Source organism: Streptomyces sp. NPDC088745, from assembly GCF_044751045.1.
In the GTDB taxonomy this organism is placed as follows: Bacteria; Actinomycetota; Actinomycetes; order Streptomycetales; family Streptomycetaceae; genus Streptomyces; species Streptomyces cremeus.
In genome coordinates, this window is sequence record NZ_JBIVLB010000003.1 from 146,274 (window position 1) to 163,054 (window position 16,781).

Annotated in this window: 17 protein-coding genes; 7 read left to right on the forward strand and 10 right to left on the reverse strand. The window is 73.7% G+C overall.

The window, feature by feature from the left end:
* Positions 1-29 precede the first annotated feature (29 nt).
* Positions 30-389 carry a peptidase inhibitor family I36 protein gene (locus ACIP93_RS09870; RefSeq protein ID WP_345223212.1) on the forward strand — a complete coding sequence of 120 codons (360 nt, stop codon included), beginning with the start codon at positions 30-32 and terminating at the stop codon, positions 387-389.
* Positions 390-453: 64 nt separating this feature from the next.
* Entirely contained in the window at positions 454-1,359 is a 906-nt protein-coding gene (locus ACIP93_RS09875) for a hypothetical protein (RefSeq protein ID WP_401757222.1), read from the forward strand.
* Positions 1,360-1,391: 32 nt separating this feature from the next.
* Here ACIP93_RS09875 and ACIP93_RS09880 read toward each other — a convergent pair whose 3' ends face one another.
* Entirely contained in the window at positions 1,392-2,213 is an 822-nt protein-coding gene (locus tag ACIP93_RS09880) for a serine hydrolase domain-containing protein (protein ID WP_401757224.1), read from the reverse strand.
* Between the two features lie 115 nt (positions 2,214-2,328).
* The gene (locus ACIP93_RS09885; RefSeq protein WP_401757226.1) at positions 2,329-2,826 is read right to left on the reverse strand and encodes a GNAT family N-acetyltransferase; all 498 of its coding nucleotides are present in this window, start codon (positions 2,824-2,826) and stop codon (positions 2,329-2,331) included.
* An 85-nt stretch (positions 2,827-2,911) separates the two neighbouring features.
* Here ACIP93_RS09885 and ACIP93_RS09890 point away from each other — a divergent pair, with 85 nt between their 5' ends.
* Positions 2,912-3,370: a MerR family transcriptional regulator gene (locus ACIP93_RS09890; RefSeq protein ID WP_401757228.1), complete on the forward strand. Its 459-nt coding sequence runs from the start codon at positions 2,912-2,914 to the stop codon at positions 3,368-3,370.
* Between the two features lie 10 nt (positions 3,371-3,380).
* The gene (locus ACIP93_RS09895) at positions 3,381-4,403 is read left to right on the forward strand and encodes an aldo/keto reductase (protein WP_401757230.1); all 1,023 of its coding nucleotides are present in this window, start codon (positions 3,381-3,383) and stop codon (positions 4,401-4,403) included.
* Positions 4,404-4,425: 22 nt separating this feature from the next.
* Here ACIP93_RS09895 and ACIP93_RS09900 read toward each other — a convergent pair whose 3' ends face one another.
* Positions 4,426-5,637 (reverse strand): acyltransferase, encoded by a 1,212-nt coding sequence (locus tag ACIP93_RS09900; protein WP_345223218.1) that lies wholly within the window; start codon positions 5,635-5,637, stop codon positions 4,426-4,428.
* A 246-nt stretch (positions 5,638-5,883) separates the two neighbouring features.
* Positions 5,884-6,915 carry an alpha/beta hydrolase gene (locus ACIP93_RS09905; protein WP_401757232.1) on the reverse strand — a complete coding sequence of 344 codons (1,032 nt, stop codon included), beginning with the start codon at positions 6,913-6,915 and terminating at the stop codon, positions 5,884-5,886.
* A gap of 260 nt (positions 6,916-7,175) precedes the next feature.
* Here ACIP93_RS09905 and ACIP93_RS09910 point away from each other — a divergent pair, with 260 nt between their 5' ends.
* Complete coding sequence (locus ACIP93_RS09910) at positions 7,176-8,165, forward strand: hypothetical protein (protein ID WP_401757234.1); 990 nt, start codon at positions 7,176-7,178, stop codon at positions 8,163-8,165.
* A 6-nt stretch (positions 8,166-8,171) separates the two neighbouring features.
* On the opposite strand, the gene ACIP93_RS09915 is transcribed toward ACIP93_RS09910, so the two are convergent.
* The 5 genes from ACIP93_RS09915 to ACIP93_RS09935 form a co-directional block, all read right to left on the reverse strand.
* Complete coding sequence (locus ACIP93_RS09915; RefSeq protein ID WP_345223224.1) at positions 8,172-8,852, reverse strand: response regulator transcription factor; 681 nt, start codon at positions 8,850-8,852, stop codon at positions 8,172-8,174.
* Positions 8,849-10,348, reverse strand: coding sequence for a sensor histidine kinase (locus ACIP93_RS09920; protein WP_401757236.1), 1,500 nt, complete (start codon positions 10,346-10,348; stop codon positions 8,849-8,851). Before ACIP93_RS09920 ends, ACIP93_RS09915 begins: the two co-directional genes overlap by 4 nt.
* Positions 10,349-10,489: 141 nt before the next feature.
* Positions 10,490-11,425 (reverse strand): DUF4429 domain-containing protein, encoded by a 936-nt coding sequence (locus tag ACIP93_RS09925; protein WP_401757238.1) that lies wholly within the window; start codon positions 11,423-11,425, stop codon positions 10,490-10,492.
* Positions 11,426-11,509: 84 nt separating this feature from the next.
* Complete coding sequence (locus ACIP93_RS09930; RefSeq protein WP_401757240.1) at positions 11,510-12,745, reverse strand: alpha/beta hydrolase; 1,236 nt, start codon at positions 12,743-12,745, stop codon at positions 11,510-11,512.
* A gap of 193 nt (positions 12,746-12,938) precedes the next feature.
* A complete protein-coding gene (locus ACIP93_RS09935; RefSeq protein WP_401757242.1) occupies positions 12,939-13,586 on the reverse strand; it encodes a TetR family transcriptional regulator in 648 nt (215 codons plus the stop codon).
* A 165-nt stretch (positions 13,587-13,751) separates the two neighbouring features.
* Between ACIP93_RS09935 and ACIP93_RS09940 the strand changes: the two genes are divergently transcribed.
* Complete coding sequence (locus tag ACIP93_RS09940) at positions 13,752-15,362, forward strand: MFS transporter (protein ID WP_401757244.1); 1,611 nt, start codon at positions 13,752-13,754, stop codon at positions 15,360-15,362.
* Between the two features lie 213 nt (positions 15,363-15,575).
* A complete protein-coding gene (locus ACIP93_RS09945) occupies positions 15,576-15,971 on the forward strand; it encodes a peptidase inhibitor family I36 protein (protein ID WP_401757246.1) in 396 nt (131 codons plus the stop codon).
* On the opposite strand, the gene ACIP93_RS09950 is transcribed toward ACIP93_RS09945, so the two are convergent.
* The gene (locus ACIP93_RS09950) at positions 15,952-16,767 is read right to left on the reverse strand and encodes a potassium channel family protein (protein WP_401757248.1); all 816 of its coding nucleotides are present in this window, start codon (positions 16,765-16,767) and stop codon (positions 15,952-15,954) included. The genes ACIP93_RS09945 and ACIP93_RS09950 overlap by 20 nt on opposite strands.
* Positions 16,768-16,781: the final 14 nt, after the last annotated feature.

Consider the following 16,781-nt stretch of genomic DNA (forward strand, 5'->3'; position numbering starts at 1 on the left):
ATGTCCGGCAGATGAACGAGAGGAACAGCATGCGTCGCAAGCTCGCTCTTCGTTTCGGCACCATGGCCGCCGCGGCCACCCTCGCGCTCGGGGTCGCCCCCGCCGCGAACGCGGCTTTCAACCTGTACCAGCACGACAACTACGGTGGCCACTACGCCGTCTTCAACGGCTCCGACGTGGAGCTGAACAACAAGTACTGGGCCGGCACCACGCAGGTCATGCAGAACGGCGCCAGCTCCATGCGGAACCAGACGAACTCCTACGTCGGCCTGTGGGACATCGGCGGTTCGTGTACGGGTTCCAGCTACACGGCGAAGCCCAATTCGTCGGACAGCGACTTCAGCAACAACAACTTCGACAACAAGGCGAGCTGTGTGAAGTTCCTGTAGCAGGAGAGCCGGGGGGCCGGAGAACCGGCCCCCCGCTTTTTCGTTTCACGGTCCGGGGAGAAAAGTGAACGGCGACGACGTCGTACGGAAGAGAAAGAAACGGGCGGGGGCGTGGCTCTCGGCGGCGCTGGCCGTCCCCCTGGCGCTGACGGCGGGGTGCGCGACGCAGCAGCCCGAACCGCGCGGTGTACGCGTGCCGGAGGTTCCGGCGCCCTCCGCCGAGGTCCTCGCACTGCGGCTGCCGATGGACGCGTACCTCCTGTCGGTCGACGAGATCTACGACGGCGAGGCGGCGGCGGACCTGCTCACCCGGCAGTGCATGAAGAAGCTCGGCTTCGAGTGGCGGCTCATCGACCGCCCCGACTTCGGGGACTGGCGCAACCGCCGCCGGTACGGGGTCGTGGAGCCGGACGTGGCACGGTCCTTCGGTTACCACCACGTGCCGGCGCTGCTGAGCCCCACCGAGGTCTACGAGAAGAAGCAGCGCCGCGAGCTCGGCCTCACGCCGGAGGAGAAGAAGGCGGCCACGGACGAGGAGTCGGGCTGCCAGCGCCGCGCCAACGACGCCCTGTGGCGCGGCATCCGCTACGACGACGCCCCGGCGATGCGATTCAGCTCCAAGGCGCTGGAGGAGTCCGCGAAGGACCCGCGGGTGGTGCGGGCCACGCGGGACTGGAGCGCGTGCATGCGGGCTGCGGGCCACGCCTACGCGACGCCCGCCGAGGCGGTCGGCGACCCGCGGTGGGACATGGCGAAGCCGCCGACGGAGGCCGAGAAGGCGGTCGCGGTCCAGGACGTGCGGTGCCAGGTGCGGACGGGGCTCGTCCGCACCTGGTTCCGGGTGGACGGCGAACTCCAGCGGAAGTGGATCGAGGAGAAGCCGAAGGACTTCGCGGCGCTCCTCGCGGCGAAGAACAGCTTCCTGGAGCGCGCGAGGAAGATTCGCGAGGCCCCCGCCGCCCAGGGGTAGGCGGAGTCCCTGCCGGTACTCCCGCGCGGGAGTCAGGCGGTGCGTGCCTCGGCGAGCACCGCGTCGATGTACGGGGGCCAGACCTCCGCCGCCCAGGGGCCGAAGGCCCGGTCGGTCAGGGCGACGATCGCGAGCCCCGCGTCCGGGTCGACCATCAGGAACGTACCGGACTGGCCGAAGTGCCCGAACGTGCGGGGCGAGGCGGAAGCGCCGGTCCAGTGCGGGGACTTGGAGTCGCGGATCTCGAAGCCGAGGCCCCAGTCGTTGGGGTTCTGGTGGCCGAAGCCGGGGAGGACGCCCTTGGTGCCGGGGTAGTGCACGGTGAGGGTGGCCTCGGCGACCGTGCGGGGGTCGAGGAGCCGGGGGGCCTGGAGCTCGGCGGCGAAACGGGTGAGGTCCTCGACCGTGGAGACGCCGTCGCGGGCGGGGGAGCCGTCCATGGTGGTGGCGGTCATGCCGAGGGGCTCCAGGACGGCCTGGCGGAGGTACTCGCCGAAGGGGATGTCGGTGGCCTTGGCGATGTGGTCGCCGAGGGCGTCGAAACCCGCGTTGGAGTAGAGGCGGCGCGCGCCCGGCTCCGAGGTCACCCGGGGTTCGTCGTAGGCGAGGCCGCTGGTGTGGGCGAGCAGGTGCCGGACGGTCGAGCCGGGCGGGCCCGCGGGCTCGTCGAGCTCGACGGCCCCCTCCTCGTACGCCACGAGGGCGGCGTAGGCGCCGAGCGGCTTGGACACGGAGGCGAGGGGGAAGCGGTGGGCGGTCGCCCCGTGGGCCCCGAGGACGGTGCCGTCCGCCCGGACGACGGCGGTGGCGGCGGTGGGCACAGGCCAGGACTCGATCATCGACACGCTCTGCATGACGTCGAGCGTAACGGGCGCCCGGCCGCCGCCCTCCGCGGGCCGGTGGACCGGTGGGCGGCCCGCGGGCGCCGCCCGGTTCCGTGCGGGTGAGCGGGACGCGGCCGGGGACCCGTCACAGGGTCAGGCGCATCTCCGGTTGCGGGCGCCGGGTGAAGCCCAGGGAGGTGTAGAGGGGCTCGGCCTCCGGGGAGGCGGAGAGGCCCGCCTGGACCACGCCGCGCTCGCGGAACCAGGCGAGGAGCGCGCCCACGCACGCGCGGGCGTGGCCCCGGCGGCGGGCGTCCGGGTCGGTGGCGACCGAGAAGACGTGGCCCCGCGCGCCCAGGGGGTCCCCCGGGCCGCCGATGCGGTAGTCGACCGTACCGACGGCGAGGGAGCCCAAGAGGCCGCCGCCGGCCGGGTGTTCGGTGACGAAGGCCGCGAAGTCCCCGTCCGGGGAGGCCAGTCTCCTACGCAGGCCCGGCAGCGCGGCGGCCTGCCAGTCCGCGGGGGCGGGGTGGCCCGGTGCGCGCAGCGAGTCGAGCATGACCTGGCGCAGGCGCAGCACTTCCGCCGCGTCGTCCGCCGTCGCGCGCCGCACGCGCACGGCGGGTGGGGTCGCATCGTCCATGCGGGGCACGGTAGCGGCGCACCGCGGGAATCTCCTGCGGATTGTGCTTGCTTGGAGTGCACTCCAAGGTTCTAGCGTGGAGGACATGACGGTGATCGACAGCAGTCCCGTACGCACCCACCGGGCCTCGTGCGCCCCGGCCCCCGGCCACCCCCTCCCCGAGGGGCGCGACCACTACACGATCAGCGAGGTCGCCCGGGTCACCGGCCTGAGCGCGCACACCCTGCGCTGGTACGAGCGGATCGGGCTGATGCCGCACGTGGACCGCTCGCACACCGGCCAGCGCCGGTTCCGCAACCGGGACCTGGACTGGCTGGCCCTCGTCGGCAAGCTCCGGCTGACCGGGATGCCGGTCGCGGACATGGTGCGGTACGCGGAACTGGTGCGCGAGGGGGAGCACACCTTCGAAGCGCGCCAGGAACTGCTGGAGGCCACCCGGCGTGACGTGCGCGCCCGCATCGCGGAGCTGCAGGACACGCTCGCCGTACTCGACTACAAGATCGACGTCTACGCGGAATCGCGCCGGGCGTCGGAGAGGTACTGAGGACTCACGCATGACGAACACCCCCCGCGTCCCCACCACCCGCCTCGGCGGCCCCACCGGTCCCGAGATCGGCGTCCAGGGCCTCGGCTGCATGGGCATGAGCTTCGCGTACGGTCCCACCGACGCCGGCGAGGCCCGCGCCACCCTGGAGCGCGCCCTGGAACTGGGCGTGACGCTGTACGACACCGCGGACGCCTACGCGAACGGCGAGAACGAGGAGTTCCTCGCCCCCTTCGTCGCCGCGCACCGCGACGAGATCACCCTCGCCACCAAGTTCGCGCTGACCATCGACCCCGAGGACAGCACCCGGCGCATCATCCGCAACGACCCCGCCCACATCCGCGCCTGCGCCGACGACAGCCTGCGCCGCCTGGGCGTCGACGTCATCGACCTCTACTACATGCACCGGCGCGACGTGAACGTCCCCATCGAGGAGACCGTCGGCGTGATGGCCGAACTGGTCGCGGCGGGCAAGGTCAAGCAGCTCGGCCTGAGCGAGGTCACCGGACCCGAGCTGCGCGCCGCGCACGCCGTGCACCCGATCGCGGCCGTGCAGTCGGAGTGGTCGCTGTTCAGCCGGGACATCGAGGCGGGCGTCGTCCCGGCGGTCGCGGAGACGGGGGCCACCCTGGTCGCGTACTCGCCGCTGGGCCGGGGCTTCCTCACCGGTTCCTTCACCAGCGCCGAGAAGGACCTCACCGAGGGCGACTTCCGCCGCCAGCAGCCCCGCTTCACCGGCGACAACGCCCAGCACAACACCACCCTGCTCGACCCGGTCCGCGAGGTGGCCCGCGCGCGGGGCGTCACGTTGGGGCAGGTGGCGCTGGCGTGGGTGCAGCAGCGGGCGCGGGTGCACGGGGTGTCGGTGGTGCCGATCCCGGGGACCAGCAGGCGGACCCGGGTCGAGGAGAACGCGGCCGCCGCGCACCTGCTCCTCTCCGCGGACGAACTGGCGCTGCTGGAGCCGATCGCCGGGCAGGTGCGGGGCGGCCGGTACGCCGACATGGCGTTCACGTCGGCGGGCCGCGAGTAGCCGGGCTCCGGGCGGGGCCTCCTCACGCGAGGCCCAGCGCGAAGACCGTGAAGCCCGCCGCGAGCAGCCCGGTGGCCGCCCGGCGGGCCTTCGTCGCGCCCAGGGCGGTCCGCCCGGGGTTCTCGAAGACCCGGGTGTACTTCCCGATCACCACCAGCAGCACCGCGAACAGCGGGAGCCACGCCAGCCGGGCGGCGATCCACCCGAGGGTGACGGGCGCCTCGGTGAGCCCGGGGATCGTCCCGATGTACGAGGCGGGGACGGCGGCGGCGAGCATCGCGGTCTGGTGCCAGCACAGGATCGTCATGGCGGAGAGGTTGATGACGACGACGGGCGCCCACAGCGCGGGCCGCTTGAGGAGCTTCGCGATCCGGTCCCGCAGCAGGATCGCGGCGCCGCTCTGGGCGGCGGCCAGCGCGAGGACGAGCAGGGACGGCGGGTGCGAGTTGGTGCGGTCCTGGCCGGGCACGCCGACCATGGACGCCGGGTAGTGGAAGGCGAGGAGCAGCGCGGCGAACAGGACGGTGCCGCCGATCAGCAGGACGTACGCGGCGCGCTTGCCGAGCCGCTTCTCGCCCCAGGCGACGCCGAGCTGGTACGCGAACAGCCATCCCGGCAGCAGGTTCAGCAGGCTCAGCCAGGAGGGCATCGCGTCGGCGTACGGTCCGTACCGCAGGAAGTCGACGGCCGCGACGGTCCCGATGAGCGGGGCGGCCGACCAGGCGCCCGTCCGCCGGGCCGCCCGCACGCACAGCGGCGTGAGCGCGGTGATCACCGCGTACACCGCGACGAACCACAGCGGCTGCACGACGAGCTTCGCGCCGGTCCGCAGGGTGGCTTCGGGCACCCCGAGCCCGTACAGCAGGGGCACCATGAGCGCCCACACGGCGGTCACCCCGAGCACGGGCCGCCCCAGCCGCACCAGCCGTCCCTTGAGCCACTCGGCACTCGTTCCCGCGTGCCGCTTGTACGAGAGGACCGCCGCGTAGCCGCCCACGAGGAAGAAGATCCCCAGCATCTGGAGCACCCAGCTCAGCGGCGAGAGCCCGGAGAAGGTGCTGAGCGGGCTGGCGTTGTGCAGCGACCCGACGTCGGCGTCGACGGTGAAGCCGCCGAGCAGCCAGTGCCCGGTGGGCACGGCGAGCAGGGCCAGCGCCCGCAACCCGTCGACGGCCCGGTCCCGGTGGGCGGGCGTCCGCGCGTCGATCTTTCCCGCGATGGCGGCGAGGTTCATGAGGTTTCCTTCAGACTTCCGAGTGAACGAGAGCCCCCGTCAGGGGGGCGCGGGGAACTGCGCGAGCGACCACGGCGCACCGGCGCGGTCGCATCCGGGGGGAGCCCCGTCAGGGGCGCGAGGAACTGCGCGACCAGCCACGACGCACCCGCACGGGAACCGTGGGCGGTCGCGCGTCCGGTACGGGCGCCCGGCGCGGCACCGGACGGCACCGAAAGCGGGCGACGAGGGCCCGAGTGGTCGCCTTCACGGCATCCGCCCCTCGGCGATCGCCGCGAACGCCCGCAACGAGTCCGTCCCCGGCACGAAGTACCCCGTGTGCCCCCGCGCCCCCCGCGCCTCCACCCGCCGCGCCCCGAAGCGGGCGTCCGCCGGGTCCGCCCCGTGCCCCAGCCCCAGCACCTCGACGTTCGGGACGCGCCCGACCCAGTCCGTGGGGTCCTTCGCCGCCCACACCCGCGCCGACGTGCGCAGCTCGGCGGCCGAGTCCACCCGCATCCCCGGCGACGCGAACGCCACGATGTCCGCGGCGGCCAGCCGGGGCGCGGCCAGCCCGCACACCACCGACCCGTAGCTGTGGCAGAACACCGCCGGGGCCGGCGCCCCCACCGCGGCCAGCCCGTCCGCGAACCGTGCCAGCCGGTCCGCCCCCGCCTCCGCGAGGCCCCCGGTCGCCGCGTCGACGCCGACGCCGACCGGGGTGGTGTACCCGGCCCAGGCGACGACCGCCGTCCCGGCGCCGGTCTCGTCCCGCAGACTCCGCGCCATTCCGGAGGGCGTCCCGTACGGGTCCCTCCTGCGGTCGTACGTCCCCGCGTCGATGTCCGACCCGGGCACGATCACCGCGACGTGCCGGGCCCGCTCCAGGTCCCCGTACACCTCGGCCACTTGGCCGCGGCCGCGCGGGTCGAAGGCGAGGATCTGCCGGCCCGGCCCGAGCAGCCGCCCGAAGCGCCCGTCGGCGGCGACGGCCGCCCGGTTCGCGGCGTACCGCAGGGCGACGGGAGCGCCGTCCAGGTTGCCGACGACCAGCGGGTGCCGCCGTACGAGCTCCGCCCGCCGCTCGGCGCTCAACCCCCGGAAGAACGCGGCCACCTGACGCGGCGTACTGGCGGCCGGGTCGATCAGCCCCTCACCGCGCCACGCGGCGGAGCCCGGGGGCGGACCGGTGACGGGGGCCTGCGCGTCGGCGGAGACCCAGCCCGCGGTGCCCGCGACCATCGTCGCGACGAGCGCGACGGCGGCGAGAGTCCTCCTGAATCGGTGCGACCGCTGCATGTCCCCGCCCCTTTCCGCACCTCGCGGCCCTTCCGCGGCGTGCTGACCCGACAGCCGGAAAGGTAGGAAAGAGGTGGGGCGCGCGGCGTCACACCAGGGAGCCAACTCGGGTGTGATACCGCAGTACTGGAGGTTTTCCGCAGGCGGGAGGGGGGTGCTGGCCCCACCCCGGGGCGTACGGTTCTCTCCCCCGACCGGTGGAGGCGCTGGGTACTCGCGATCGACGCGCCCGTCCCGCGCCGGGTGTGAAACTGCGCGATATGACCAGGATCACACCTCCGGCCCGTCCCGGCTCCCGCCTTCTCCTCGTCTGGGCGGTCGTCCACGGGGCGTTCGCCGCCGGCTGCGCCCTCGCCGGGGTCCCTCTCCTCAGCCTGGGGCCGCACGAGGCCCCGGCCGCCTGCGACTGGGGCGCGGTCGCCGTCGCCGGCCTGGCCACCGCCGCTCTTGCGGCCCGACGCCGGCGGAGTGCCCGGCTCGCGGTCCGCCGCGCCCTGCTGATCGCCGCCGCGCTGTCACTCGTGTCGGGTTTCGGCCTTCTGATGGACGTCCTGATGCTGCTGACCGGCAGCCTCCCCGCCCACCCGGCCGCCGCCGCACACCACGCCCTCGGTCTCATCGGGGCAGTGCTCCTGGGCGCCGACTCCCTTGGGCGGCGGCCTCGTTCGGGGCGCCACGCGCCCGCGGCCGCCGCCTCCTCCCGCGTCCACCTCGTCGCCGTCGTGGGCGCCGCGGCCTTCCTTCCGTACGCCACGATGAAGACGGTCTGGGCTCTCGGCGGAACCTTCGCCGGAATGTCCGGGGCCGAGGTGCTGGAGGTGTCGCGCCGCAACGGGGCCTCGGACGCGTGGCTGGCCCTGGAGTCCCGGGGCCTCGACCCGACCGCCTTGTTCGCCCTGCTCGGGGTGGTCCTGCTGTTCGGTCTGATACGTCCGTGGGGCCAGGTCTTCCCCCGGTGGACGGCGTTCCTCGCGGGCCGGCGGGTGCCGAGGTGGCTGCCCCTGGCCCCCGCCCTCCTCGGTGCGGCCACCCTGGTCCCGTACGGCCTGATCGGCAGCGGCTACCTGACCCTCGCCACGCTGGGCGTCCTCGACCTCCCCCCGGGCGACTTCCGCACCGGCGCAGACGCGCTCCTGGTGAGCTGGGCGGGCATGGGCGCCTTCGCCCCGTACGGTCTGGCCCTTGCCGTGGCGGCCCATTCGTACTGGCGCAGGACCCGGCCCCTCCCCGTCACCCGACCCGCCCGCTGACCGGCGTCAGCCCGCGTCCCCCGGCGCCACGAGCCCCGACTCGTACGCGAAGATGACCGCCTGGGCCCGGTCCCGCAGGTCCAGTTTGGCCAGCACCCGGCCGATGTGGGTCTTCACCGTCTGCTCCGCCAGGATGAGCCGGTCCGCGATCTCCGAGTTGGACAGCCCCCGCGCGATCAGCTCCAGCACCTCGGTCTCGCGCGGGGTGAGGCCGTTGAGCCGCAGCGCGGGACTGGGGCGGGGGGCGGGCCGCTGGGCGGCGAACTCCGCGATCAGCCGCCGGGTCACCGACGGCGCGAGCAGCGCCTCCCCGGCCGCCACCACCCGTACCGCCGCGATCAGATCGGCCGGCGGGGCGTCCTTGAGCAGGAACCCGGAGGCCCCCGCCCGCAGCGCCTCGTACACGTAGTCGTCCACGTCGAAGGTGGTCAGCATCAGCACCTTCGGCCGGTGCTCCAGGCCCGGCGGCGGGTTCAGGATCTCCCGGGCGGCGGCCAGCCCGTCCATCTCCGGCATCCGCACGTCCATCAGCACCACGTCCGGGTGCGTCTGCCGGCTCACCGCCACGCCCTGCTTCCCGTCGGGGGCCTCGCCCACCACGTCGATGTCGGCCTGCGCCGCGAGCAGCGCGGCGAAGCCGGCCCGCACCATGGCCTGGTCGTCAACGATGATCACGCGAATGGTCATGGGGCAGGGGCGTCCTTCTCGTCGGGGAACGGAGGTCCGTCGGGACCCGGTGGTCTGTCCGGGGGCGCGGACCCGTCGGGCGGCTCGGGCTGCCCCGCCGGGGCCCCGGCCGCCGGCAGCGGCAGCCTCGCCGCCACCCGGAAACCGCCGTCCGGCAGCGGTCCCGTGTCCAGCGTGCCCCCGGTCAACCGTACGCGTTCGCGCATCCCGACCAGTCCGTGCCCGCCCGCCCCCTTCGCCTCGACCCGCGAAACCGGGTCGGCCACCGGCCCGTTGACGACCAGCACCAGCAGATCCGCCCCCTCCACGCGCACCGACACCCGCGTCTGTGCCCCCGGCGCGTGCCGCACCACGTTCGCCAGGGCCTCCTGCACGATGCGGTACGCCGACAGGTCCACCGCCTGCGGCACGGCGGGCTTGCCCGGACCCGCCGCCAGCTCCGCCGCCATCGACAACTCGGCCGGGACGCCCGCCCGCACCGCCGCCTCCACGAGCTGCTGGATCCTGTCCAGCCCCGGCTGCGGCGCCCGCTCGCCCTCGGCGCCCTCACTGCGCAGCACCACCAGCAGCCGCCGCATCTCGGTCAGCGACTCCCGCGCACTGGCCGCGATCGAGGCGAACTCCTCCCGCGCCGCGTCCGGCAGCCCGCTGATCCGGTACGGCGCGGAATCCGCCTGCACCGTGATCATCGACATGTGATGGGCGACCACGTCGTGCAACTCCCGGGCGATCCGGGTGCGTTCCTCCAGGAGCGTGCGGTGGGCGCGCTCCGCGACGCTGATGGTCTCCTGTGCCACCAGCGCCCGCTGGGCCTCGCCGCGCTCGCGCAGCGCCCCGCCGATGATCAGCGCCGCCCCGCCGAGCACGATCGTCAGCACCTGGGTGCCGTCGCTGAGCTGCGGTTTGTACTGGCCGAGCGCCAGGCCCGTGACCACGGTGACCAGCCAGACGCCCACCAGGGCCGCCCGCCGCTCCCGCAGCCCCAGCCCGAACAGCAGGAACAGCATCCCGATGATCGTGGGCGCGGGCCACGGCCAGATCCCCCGCCCCGGATGCAGCGGCTCCACCAGGAACAGGGCCCCCGCCACCCCGGAGGGGAACACGATCCACCAGGCCTGGAGCGGCCGGTGGGCGATCATCAGCAACGGCAGCGCCTGCCCCGCGCCGACCGCCCCCGCGATGCCGCCGGACAGCCCGTAGCTGTTCGTCAGCACCTGGATCGTGACCGGCAGCAGCACCGCCGTCAGGGTCAGCGCCACCGCGTACGGCAGCAGCCGCTGCCAACGCTTGGGGGCGTCCGCCAACAGCGGAGTGGCCGGATGCGAGGGATGCGTGAGCGCGTGCAGCATCTCCCGCAGCCGACGCCCGGCGGCGGCGAACAGCCCGTCGTGCCCGGCGGGCTGCTGCCCCGGGGCGGGGCCCGGCGCCCTCGGCGCGAAGGCGGGTCTCGGCGGGACGGAGGACGGGGGCTCGGGAGACGCTGTCGGTTCTTTCATGGCTCCCTCAGCGTAGGCAGCGCACCCGTTCTCCCACGTCATACCGGGGGTCGGAACGCGCCCTCATACCCTGGTACGAGACACCGGCCGTTTTCGACCCGGGCTCCTGCGGCCGGCCGCCTCCCGCCTCCACCCCCGCTCCTACAACTGGGCCAGCAGCTCCGCCTTCTTCGCCGTGAACTCCTCGTCCGTCACCAGCCCCGCCTGGTGCAGCTCGCCCAGGTGCCGGATGCGCTCCGCGATGTCCGCCGGGTCCCGGCGCCCCGCGCCCACCGCGTCCACCGCGACCCGGTCCAGGGCCGCGACCGCCGGAACCGTGCTCCGTACCGCGGCCAGAACGGACGCCGCGAACGGCAGCGACTCGTGCACCGGCCCGTACCCCAGCCCGAACACCACCGCCGCCGGGTCCTGGTCCGCCGGGCCGGCCGCCGCCCCGCCCGCGCCACCGGTCCCGCCCGCACCGCCGTCCGCCGCCCCGTCGCGCCGCAGCAGGCGCAGATGGCCGCCCGAGAGGTCGGGGGAGCGCCACTCGACCCCGCTCAGCGCGGCGACCGGGAAACTCTGGTCGCCCACCTTCCACTTGGCGGAGGACGCACCCGTCCAGAACCACCGGAACGTCACCTGCGTCCCGTCGAACCCGGCCTTGGCGTCGTACGCCTTGAACTGCGAGGGGCCCCCGGGCGGCGCCACCAGGAACCTGTCCGCGGGCTCGCCCTCCGACAGGCCCAGGGCGGTGCCCGCCGCGCGCACCCGCCCGCGCAGTTCGTCCGCGTAGTACTCCGCGAGCACCTCGCGCTCCGCCGGGAGCACCAGCCGGTAGGGGTCGCAGCCCTCCTTGAGCTGCCCCGCGGCGGCGTCCATCAGCGGATCGGCGCCGGATCTGGGCACCGCGTGCAGCACCACCGTGCCGCGCTTGCCCGGGGTCAGCGTCACCTCGGCCAACGCCTCGTGCGGGATGCGCCGCTCACCGAGCGCGGAGAGCAGCTTCGGCGTACGTATCCCCCGTTCGAAGCGGATGAGCACGGAGTCGCTGTCGAACTCCCAGGTGGCATGAATTCCGGCCAGCACATCACCCATGCGGCTCATCGTATGCGGCGCCCGCCCGCTCGTCGCCCCTCGGCGGGACGTCCGATTTCCGGCCCGCCCCGCGCGCCGGACACCTCAGACCCCCACGCCGGACGCGGCGGGCCCCCCGGAACCTGCCGCGATCCCGTCCCGGCAGGACGTGCCGCCGTCCGCGCAGTCCACCTCGGCGTACGCCCCGACGCCGATCCGCGCGAAGTTGCCGATGCTGTCCGTCCCCGGCACGAAGTAGCCGGTGTGCCCGACGGCGGTCCGCGCCGACAGCACCCGCGCGCCGAACTCCGGCGACACCGGGTCGCTGCCGTGCCCGAGCCCGCCGAGCTCCAGGTGGGGGACGTCCGCGATCCAGTCGTCCGCGTCCCGCATCGCCCACACCCGTGCCTCCGACCCCAGGTCGGCGGCGGTGTCGGCGCGCATCCCGGGGCTGCCGGAGACCGCTATGTCGGTGACCCGCTCCGGCAGGCCGCGGGCCGCGAGCCCGCACACCACCGATCCGTAGCTGTGGCAGAACAGCGCCACCGGGGCGCGCCCCGGCAGCACCCCGGCCAGCGCGACCAGCCGCCGCGCGCCCGCCTCCGCGGGGGCGCCGACCATGGCGTCCATGCCGAGGCCCGCGGGCGCGGTGTAGTCGGCCCAGGCGATCACGGCGACCTTCTTGTCCGGGTCCGCCCTGCGCTCCTCGTCGTACAGCGAGGAGGCCATGCCGACCGGCGAGGAGTAGCGCAGGAAGGTCCGCTCGAAGTTGACCACGTTGGTGTCGACGCCGGGCACCACCACCGAGATCCGCTCGGCCCGCTCCAGGTTCCCGAAGACCTCCGCGACCCGCCCGCCGCCGTCCGGGTCGAAGGCCAGCACCTGCCGCTGCTGGCGCAGCAGCGCCGCGAACCGGTGCATGCGCCGGTCGGCGTCCGCCTTGCCCGCGCGCGAGAGCCGGTTGTCGTGCATGCGGGCCGCCTCGGTGTCCCGGGCCGTGGCCAGCGCGTACCGGTTCGCGGCGTACCGCAGCGGCACGGGCGCCCCGTTGAGGTTGCCGACGACCAGCGGGTGCTCGCGGGCCAGCGCGTTCCGCCGCTCGGGGGTCAGCGCGTGGAAGAAGCCCGCCACCACGCCGGGCGCGCCCGTCGGGTCGGGGAGCCTGCGGCCGTCGAAGCTGCCGTGGCTCCAGGCCGTGAAGGCCTCCTTGAGCGACACGTGGTCGTCGCGCTGGTCGTGGAGGGCGGTCCAGCCGGTGATCGCGAGCATCACGAACACCACGGCCAGCGCGAGCAGCGCCCGCCACGCGGTCAGGGTGGGGGAGGAGTCGAAGGAAGTCACTGCGGGACACCCTAGGAGAATCCGCGCCACCCGTGTCCATTCCGTGATGCGGATCACGTTTCGATAAAGGTACTCAGGTCAGGGTGTGCGTACGGATGTTCCGGGCACTCGTACGGGTTCGGGTGGACCGGCTTCTCCGGCCGATCACCGGTGTTTCTCGGCCACTTCGCGGCCGACGGCGCCCGCGATCCCCTCAGTGCCAGTCCCCGCCCAGGGCGGGTTCCAGATGGTCCAGGCAGCGGGCCGTCATCTCCCGGATCGCCTCCAGGCTGGCGTCCTCCCGCCGCCCCCACATCCGTCCGGTCAGCCGCATCACGCCGCCGAACGCGGCCACCGCGATCCGGGGCCTGAGGTCCGTGTCCACGTCGAGCCCCTCCCGCTCGGCGATGACCCGGGCGATCGCGTCCTCCAGCTCGGTGGAGCGCCGCAGGTGGACCGCCAGCAGGGCCGGGGTCGACTCGATCATCTGGTACGTCCGCATGTGCAGCTCGATCGGGACCACCGCCTCGATCGCCTCGCCCACCGACTCCCACGCCCAGGTCACGGCGTTGCGCAGCGCGGTGAGCGGATTCTCGTCGGCGGGCCGTTCGCGCACCGCCGCCAGGAAGCGGGCCTCCACCATCGAGACCACCGTGAAGGCGACCTCCTCCTTGGAGGCGAAGTAGCGGAAGAAGGTGCGCTGGGAGACCTCCACGGCGTCCGCGATCTCGTCCACGGTGGTGCGTTCGTACCCCTGCGTGGTGAACAGCTCCAGGGCCACGCGCAGCAGGGAGTCGCGGGTGCGCCGCTTCTTGCGCTCGCGCAGTCCGGTCGGCCGCGCCGGTTCCAGCCGCTCCGTCATCGCCCCGTCATCGTCCCGCCGTCGTTCCTGCGCCGCGCCCCGGCCCGCGCTCGGGAGGGCCTGATCCGAAGATTTCGCCTGCTCAGCTTACCTGTGAGCTACCTGACAGTTACCGGCTTGTGAATTGGTTCGTCAACTGTCAGTGGCTGTCACTAGCCTGGAAACATGACTGCACAGATCACGCTCGACAAGGTGCCGCCGGGCCCCGATCCCGTACCCCGACAGGCCAAGGGGCTTCGCGGCCACCCGTGGCTGACGCTCTTCGCCGTGGCGATCGGCGTGATGATGGTCGCCCTGGACGGCACGATCGTCGCGATCGCCAACCCGGCCATCCAGCACGACCTCAAGGCGTCCCTCGCCGACGTCCAGTGGATCACCAACGGCTATCTGCTCGCCCTCGCGGTCGCCCTGATCACCGCGGGCAAGCTCGGCGACCGCTTCGGCCACCGTCAGACCTTCCTCATAGGCATCGCGGGCTTCGCCGCGTCCTCCGCCGCGATCGGCTTCTCCACGGAGATTGGCCTGGTCATCGGCTTCCGCGTGCTCCAGGGCCTGTTCGGCGCGCTGCTCATGCCCGCCGCGCTCGGCCTGCTGCGCGCCACCTTCCCCGCCGAGAAGCTGAACATGGCGATCGGCATCTGGGGCATGGTCATCGGGGCGTCCACCGCCGGCGGCCCGATCGTCGGCGGACTGCTCGTCGAGCACGTCTCCTGGCAGTCGGTCTTCTTCATCAACGTGCCCGTCGGCGTGCTGGCCCTCGCCTTCGGCCTGCTCGTGCTGCGCGACCACCGCGCCCAGAACGCGCCGCGCTCCTTCGACATCCCGGGCATCGTGCTGCTCTCGGGCGCCATGGGCTCCCTCGTCTACGGCCTGATCAAGGCCGGTGAGTCCTGGGGCTGGGGCGGCACCAACACCTGGCTGTGCGTGGGCGGTTCCGTCGTCCTGTTCGCCGTCTTCGCCCTCTGGGAGACCAAGGCCAAAGAACCGCTGATTCCGCTGGCCATGTTCCGCTCCGTGCCACTGTCGGCCGGTGTGGTGCTCATGGTGCTGATGGCGTTCGCCTTCATGGGCGGCCTCTTCTTCGTGACCTTCTACCTCCAGGGCGTGCACGGGCTGAGCCCCGTCGACAGCGGGCTGCACCTGCTGCCGCTGACCGGCATGATGATCGTCGCCTCGCCCCTCGCGGGCGCCCTCATCACCAAGTTCGGCCCGCGCGTCCCGCTGGTCGGCGGCATGGTGTGCACCGCGACCGCCATGTTCGGCATGTCCCAGCTCGACATCGGCACCGGCACGCTGACCATGTCGCTGTGGTTCGGGCTGCTGGGCCTCGGCCTCGCGCCGGTCATGGTCGGCGCGACCGAGGTCATCGTCGGCAACGCCCCGCTGGAGCTCTCCGGCGTCGCGGGCGGCCTCCAGCAGGCCGGCATGCAGGTCGGCGGCGCACTGGGCACGGCCGTGCTCGGCGCGGTGATGTCCTCGCGGGTCAACGCCGAGTTCGCGGGCAACTGGAAGGACGCCGGACTGCCGGGCACGCCCCCGCCGGGCCTGGAGCAGGCCGCCGAGTTCGGCATGGTGCCCGCCGAGGCGGCCAAGGCCCCGGGCATGACGCCGGAGGGGTTCAAGGCCGTCACCGCCGTCATCCACGACACGTTCGTGTCGGGCATGGGCTTCGCCTTCACCATCGCGGGCGGCGTCGCCGCCGTCGCGGCCCTGGTCGCCTTCCTCACCAAGCGCGGTGCGAACGCGGACGCGGCAGGCGGCGGCGTCCACATCTGAGCGGCCCCCGCCCTGCCCTCCGGACGCGTCAATCCCGCGCCCGCACAGCCCCGCCGGAAGGGTTCCGGCGGGGCTGTCGCCTATCCGGGTGATCCGCCGTCCCGCCCCTTCCGTACCGCTGTTTCCGCAGGTCACAGTGCTGGCACACGGTCCGGGCAGACAGGCTCGGACCGTACGGGAAGCCATGACCGTACGCCATCCGGGGGGATCCTCATGAAGCTGTTCGCCACCGCACCACTCGCCGCCGCCACCACCCTGGCCGCCGCCGCGCTCGCGGCCACCGCCCTGTTCCCGGCGACGGCCCGGTCCGCCCCCGCCGGCGTCCAGCTCGGCAGTTGCGCCGCCGGGGAGCTCTGCCTCTGGCAGAAGCCCGACTTCCAGGGCAAGCGGTACGCCCACGAGCTGTCCGGCACCGACGTCGAGAGCTGCGTCGCGCTGCCCCCGGGCACCGGCGCGCAGGCCGTCGCCAACCGCACCGGCCGCCCCGTCACCACGTACCAGTCGGCGGAGTGCGCCGAGACGGGCGAGTTCGACACGTATCCCGGGAAGGGGAGCTGGGTGCCGCAATCGCCCTACCGGGTGAGGGCGTTCAAGATCTGGGAGAGCTGACGCCGCTCCGGGCGGGGATCTCGGGGGCCTCGATGGCCTCGGGGCCCTCGGCGGCCGCGGGCCGCTCGGCGCCCAGCCGCCGCACCTCCGCCCGCAGCTCCTTGATCTCCAGCGAGAGCGCTTCGAGGAGCGCCGTCTGCCGGCGCTCCTCGGCGTCGTCCCGCTCGAAGCGGGAGATGAACCAGGCCGCGATGTTCGCCGTCACCACACCGAGCAGCGCGATCCCCGACAGCATCAGGCCCACCGCCAGCACCCGGCCGAGGCCGGTGGTGGGGGAGTGGTCCCCGTAGCCGACCGTGGTCATCGTGGTGAAGGACCACCACACGGCGTCACCCAGCGTCTTGATGTTCCCGCCCGGCGCGTCCCGCTCGACCTCCAGGACGGCCAGCGAGCCGAACATCAGGAGCCCCACCACCGACCCGCCCACGTACGCGGTCAGCGTCACCTGCGGGGCCATCCGCGCCCGCCGCCCCACCAGCAGCAGCGTCGAGACCAGCCGCAGCAGGGTGAGCGGCCGCGCCAGCGGCAGCAGCACCGCGAGCAGGTCCAGCGGATGGCTGCGCACGAAGAGCCACTTCGCGGGGGCGAGCGCCAGCCGCACCAGGTAGTCCAGCGCGAACGCGGCCCACACCGTCCATTCCGCCCAGGTGCACGCACGCAGCACCCCGCGCGGGGCGTCCGGGGCGACGATCGGGACGGCGTACGCGAGGGCGAACGCGAGCGCCAGGCCCAGCAGCGGCGTCTGGGTGCGCCGCTCCCACCGGACCTGGGCGGTCTGTTGCTTCATGCCCGGCATCGTAGGACGCGCGA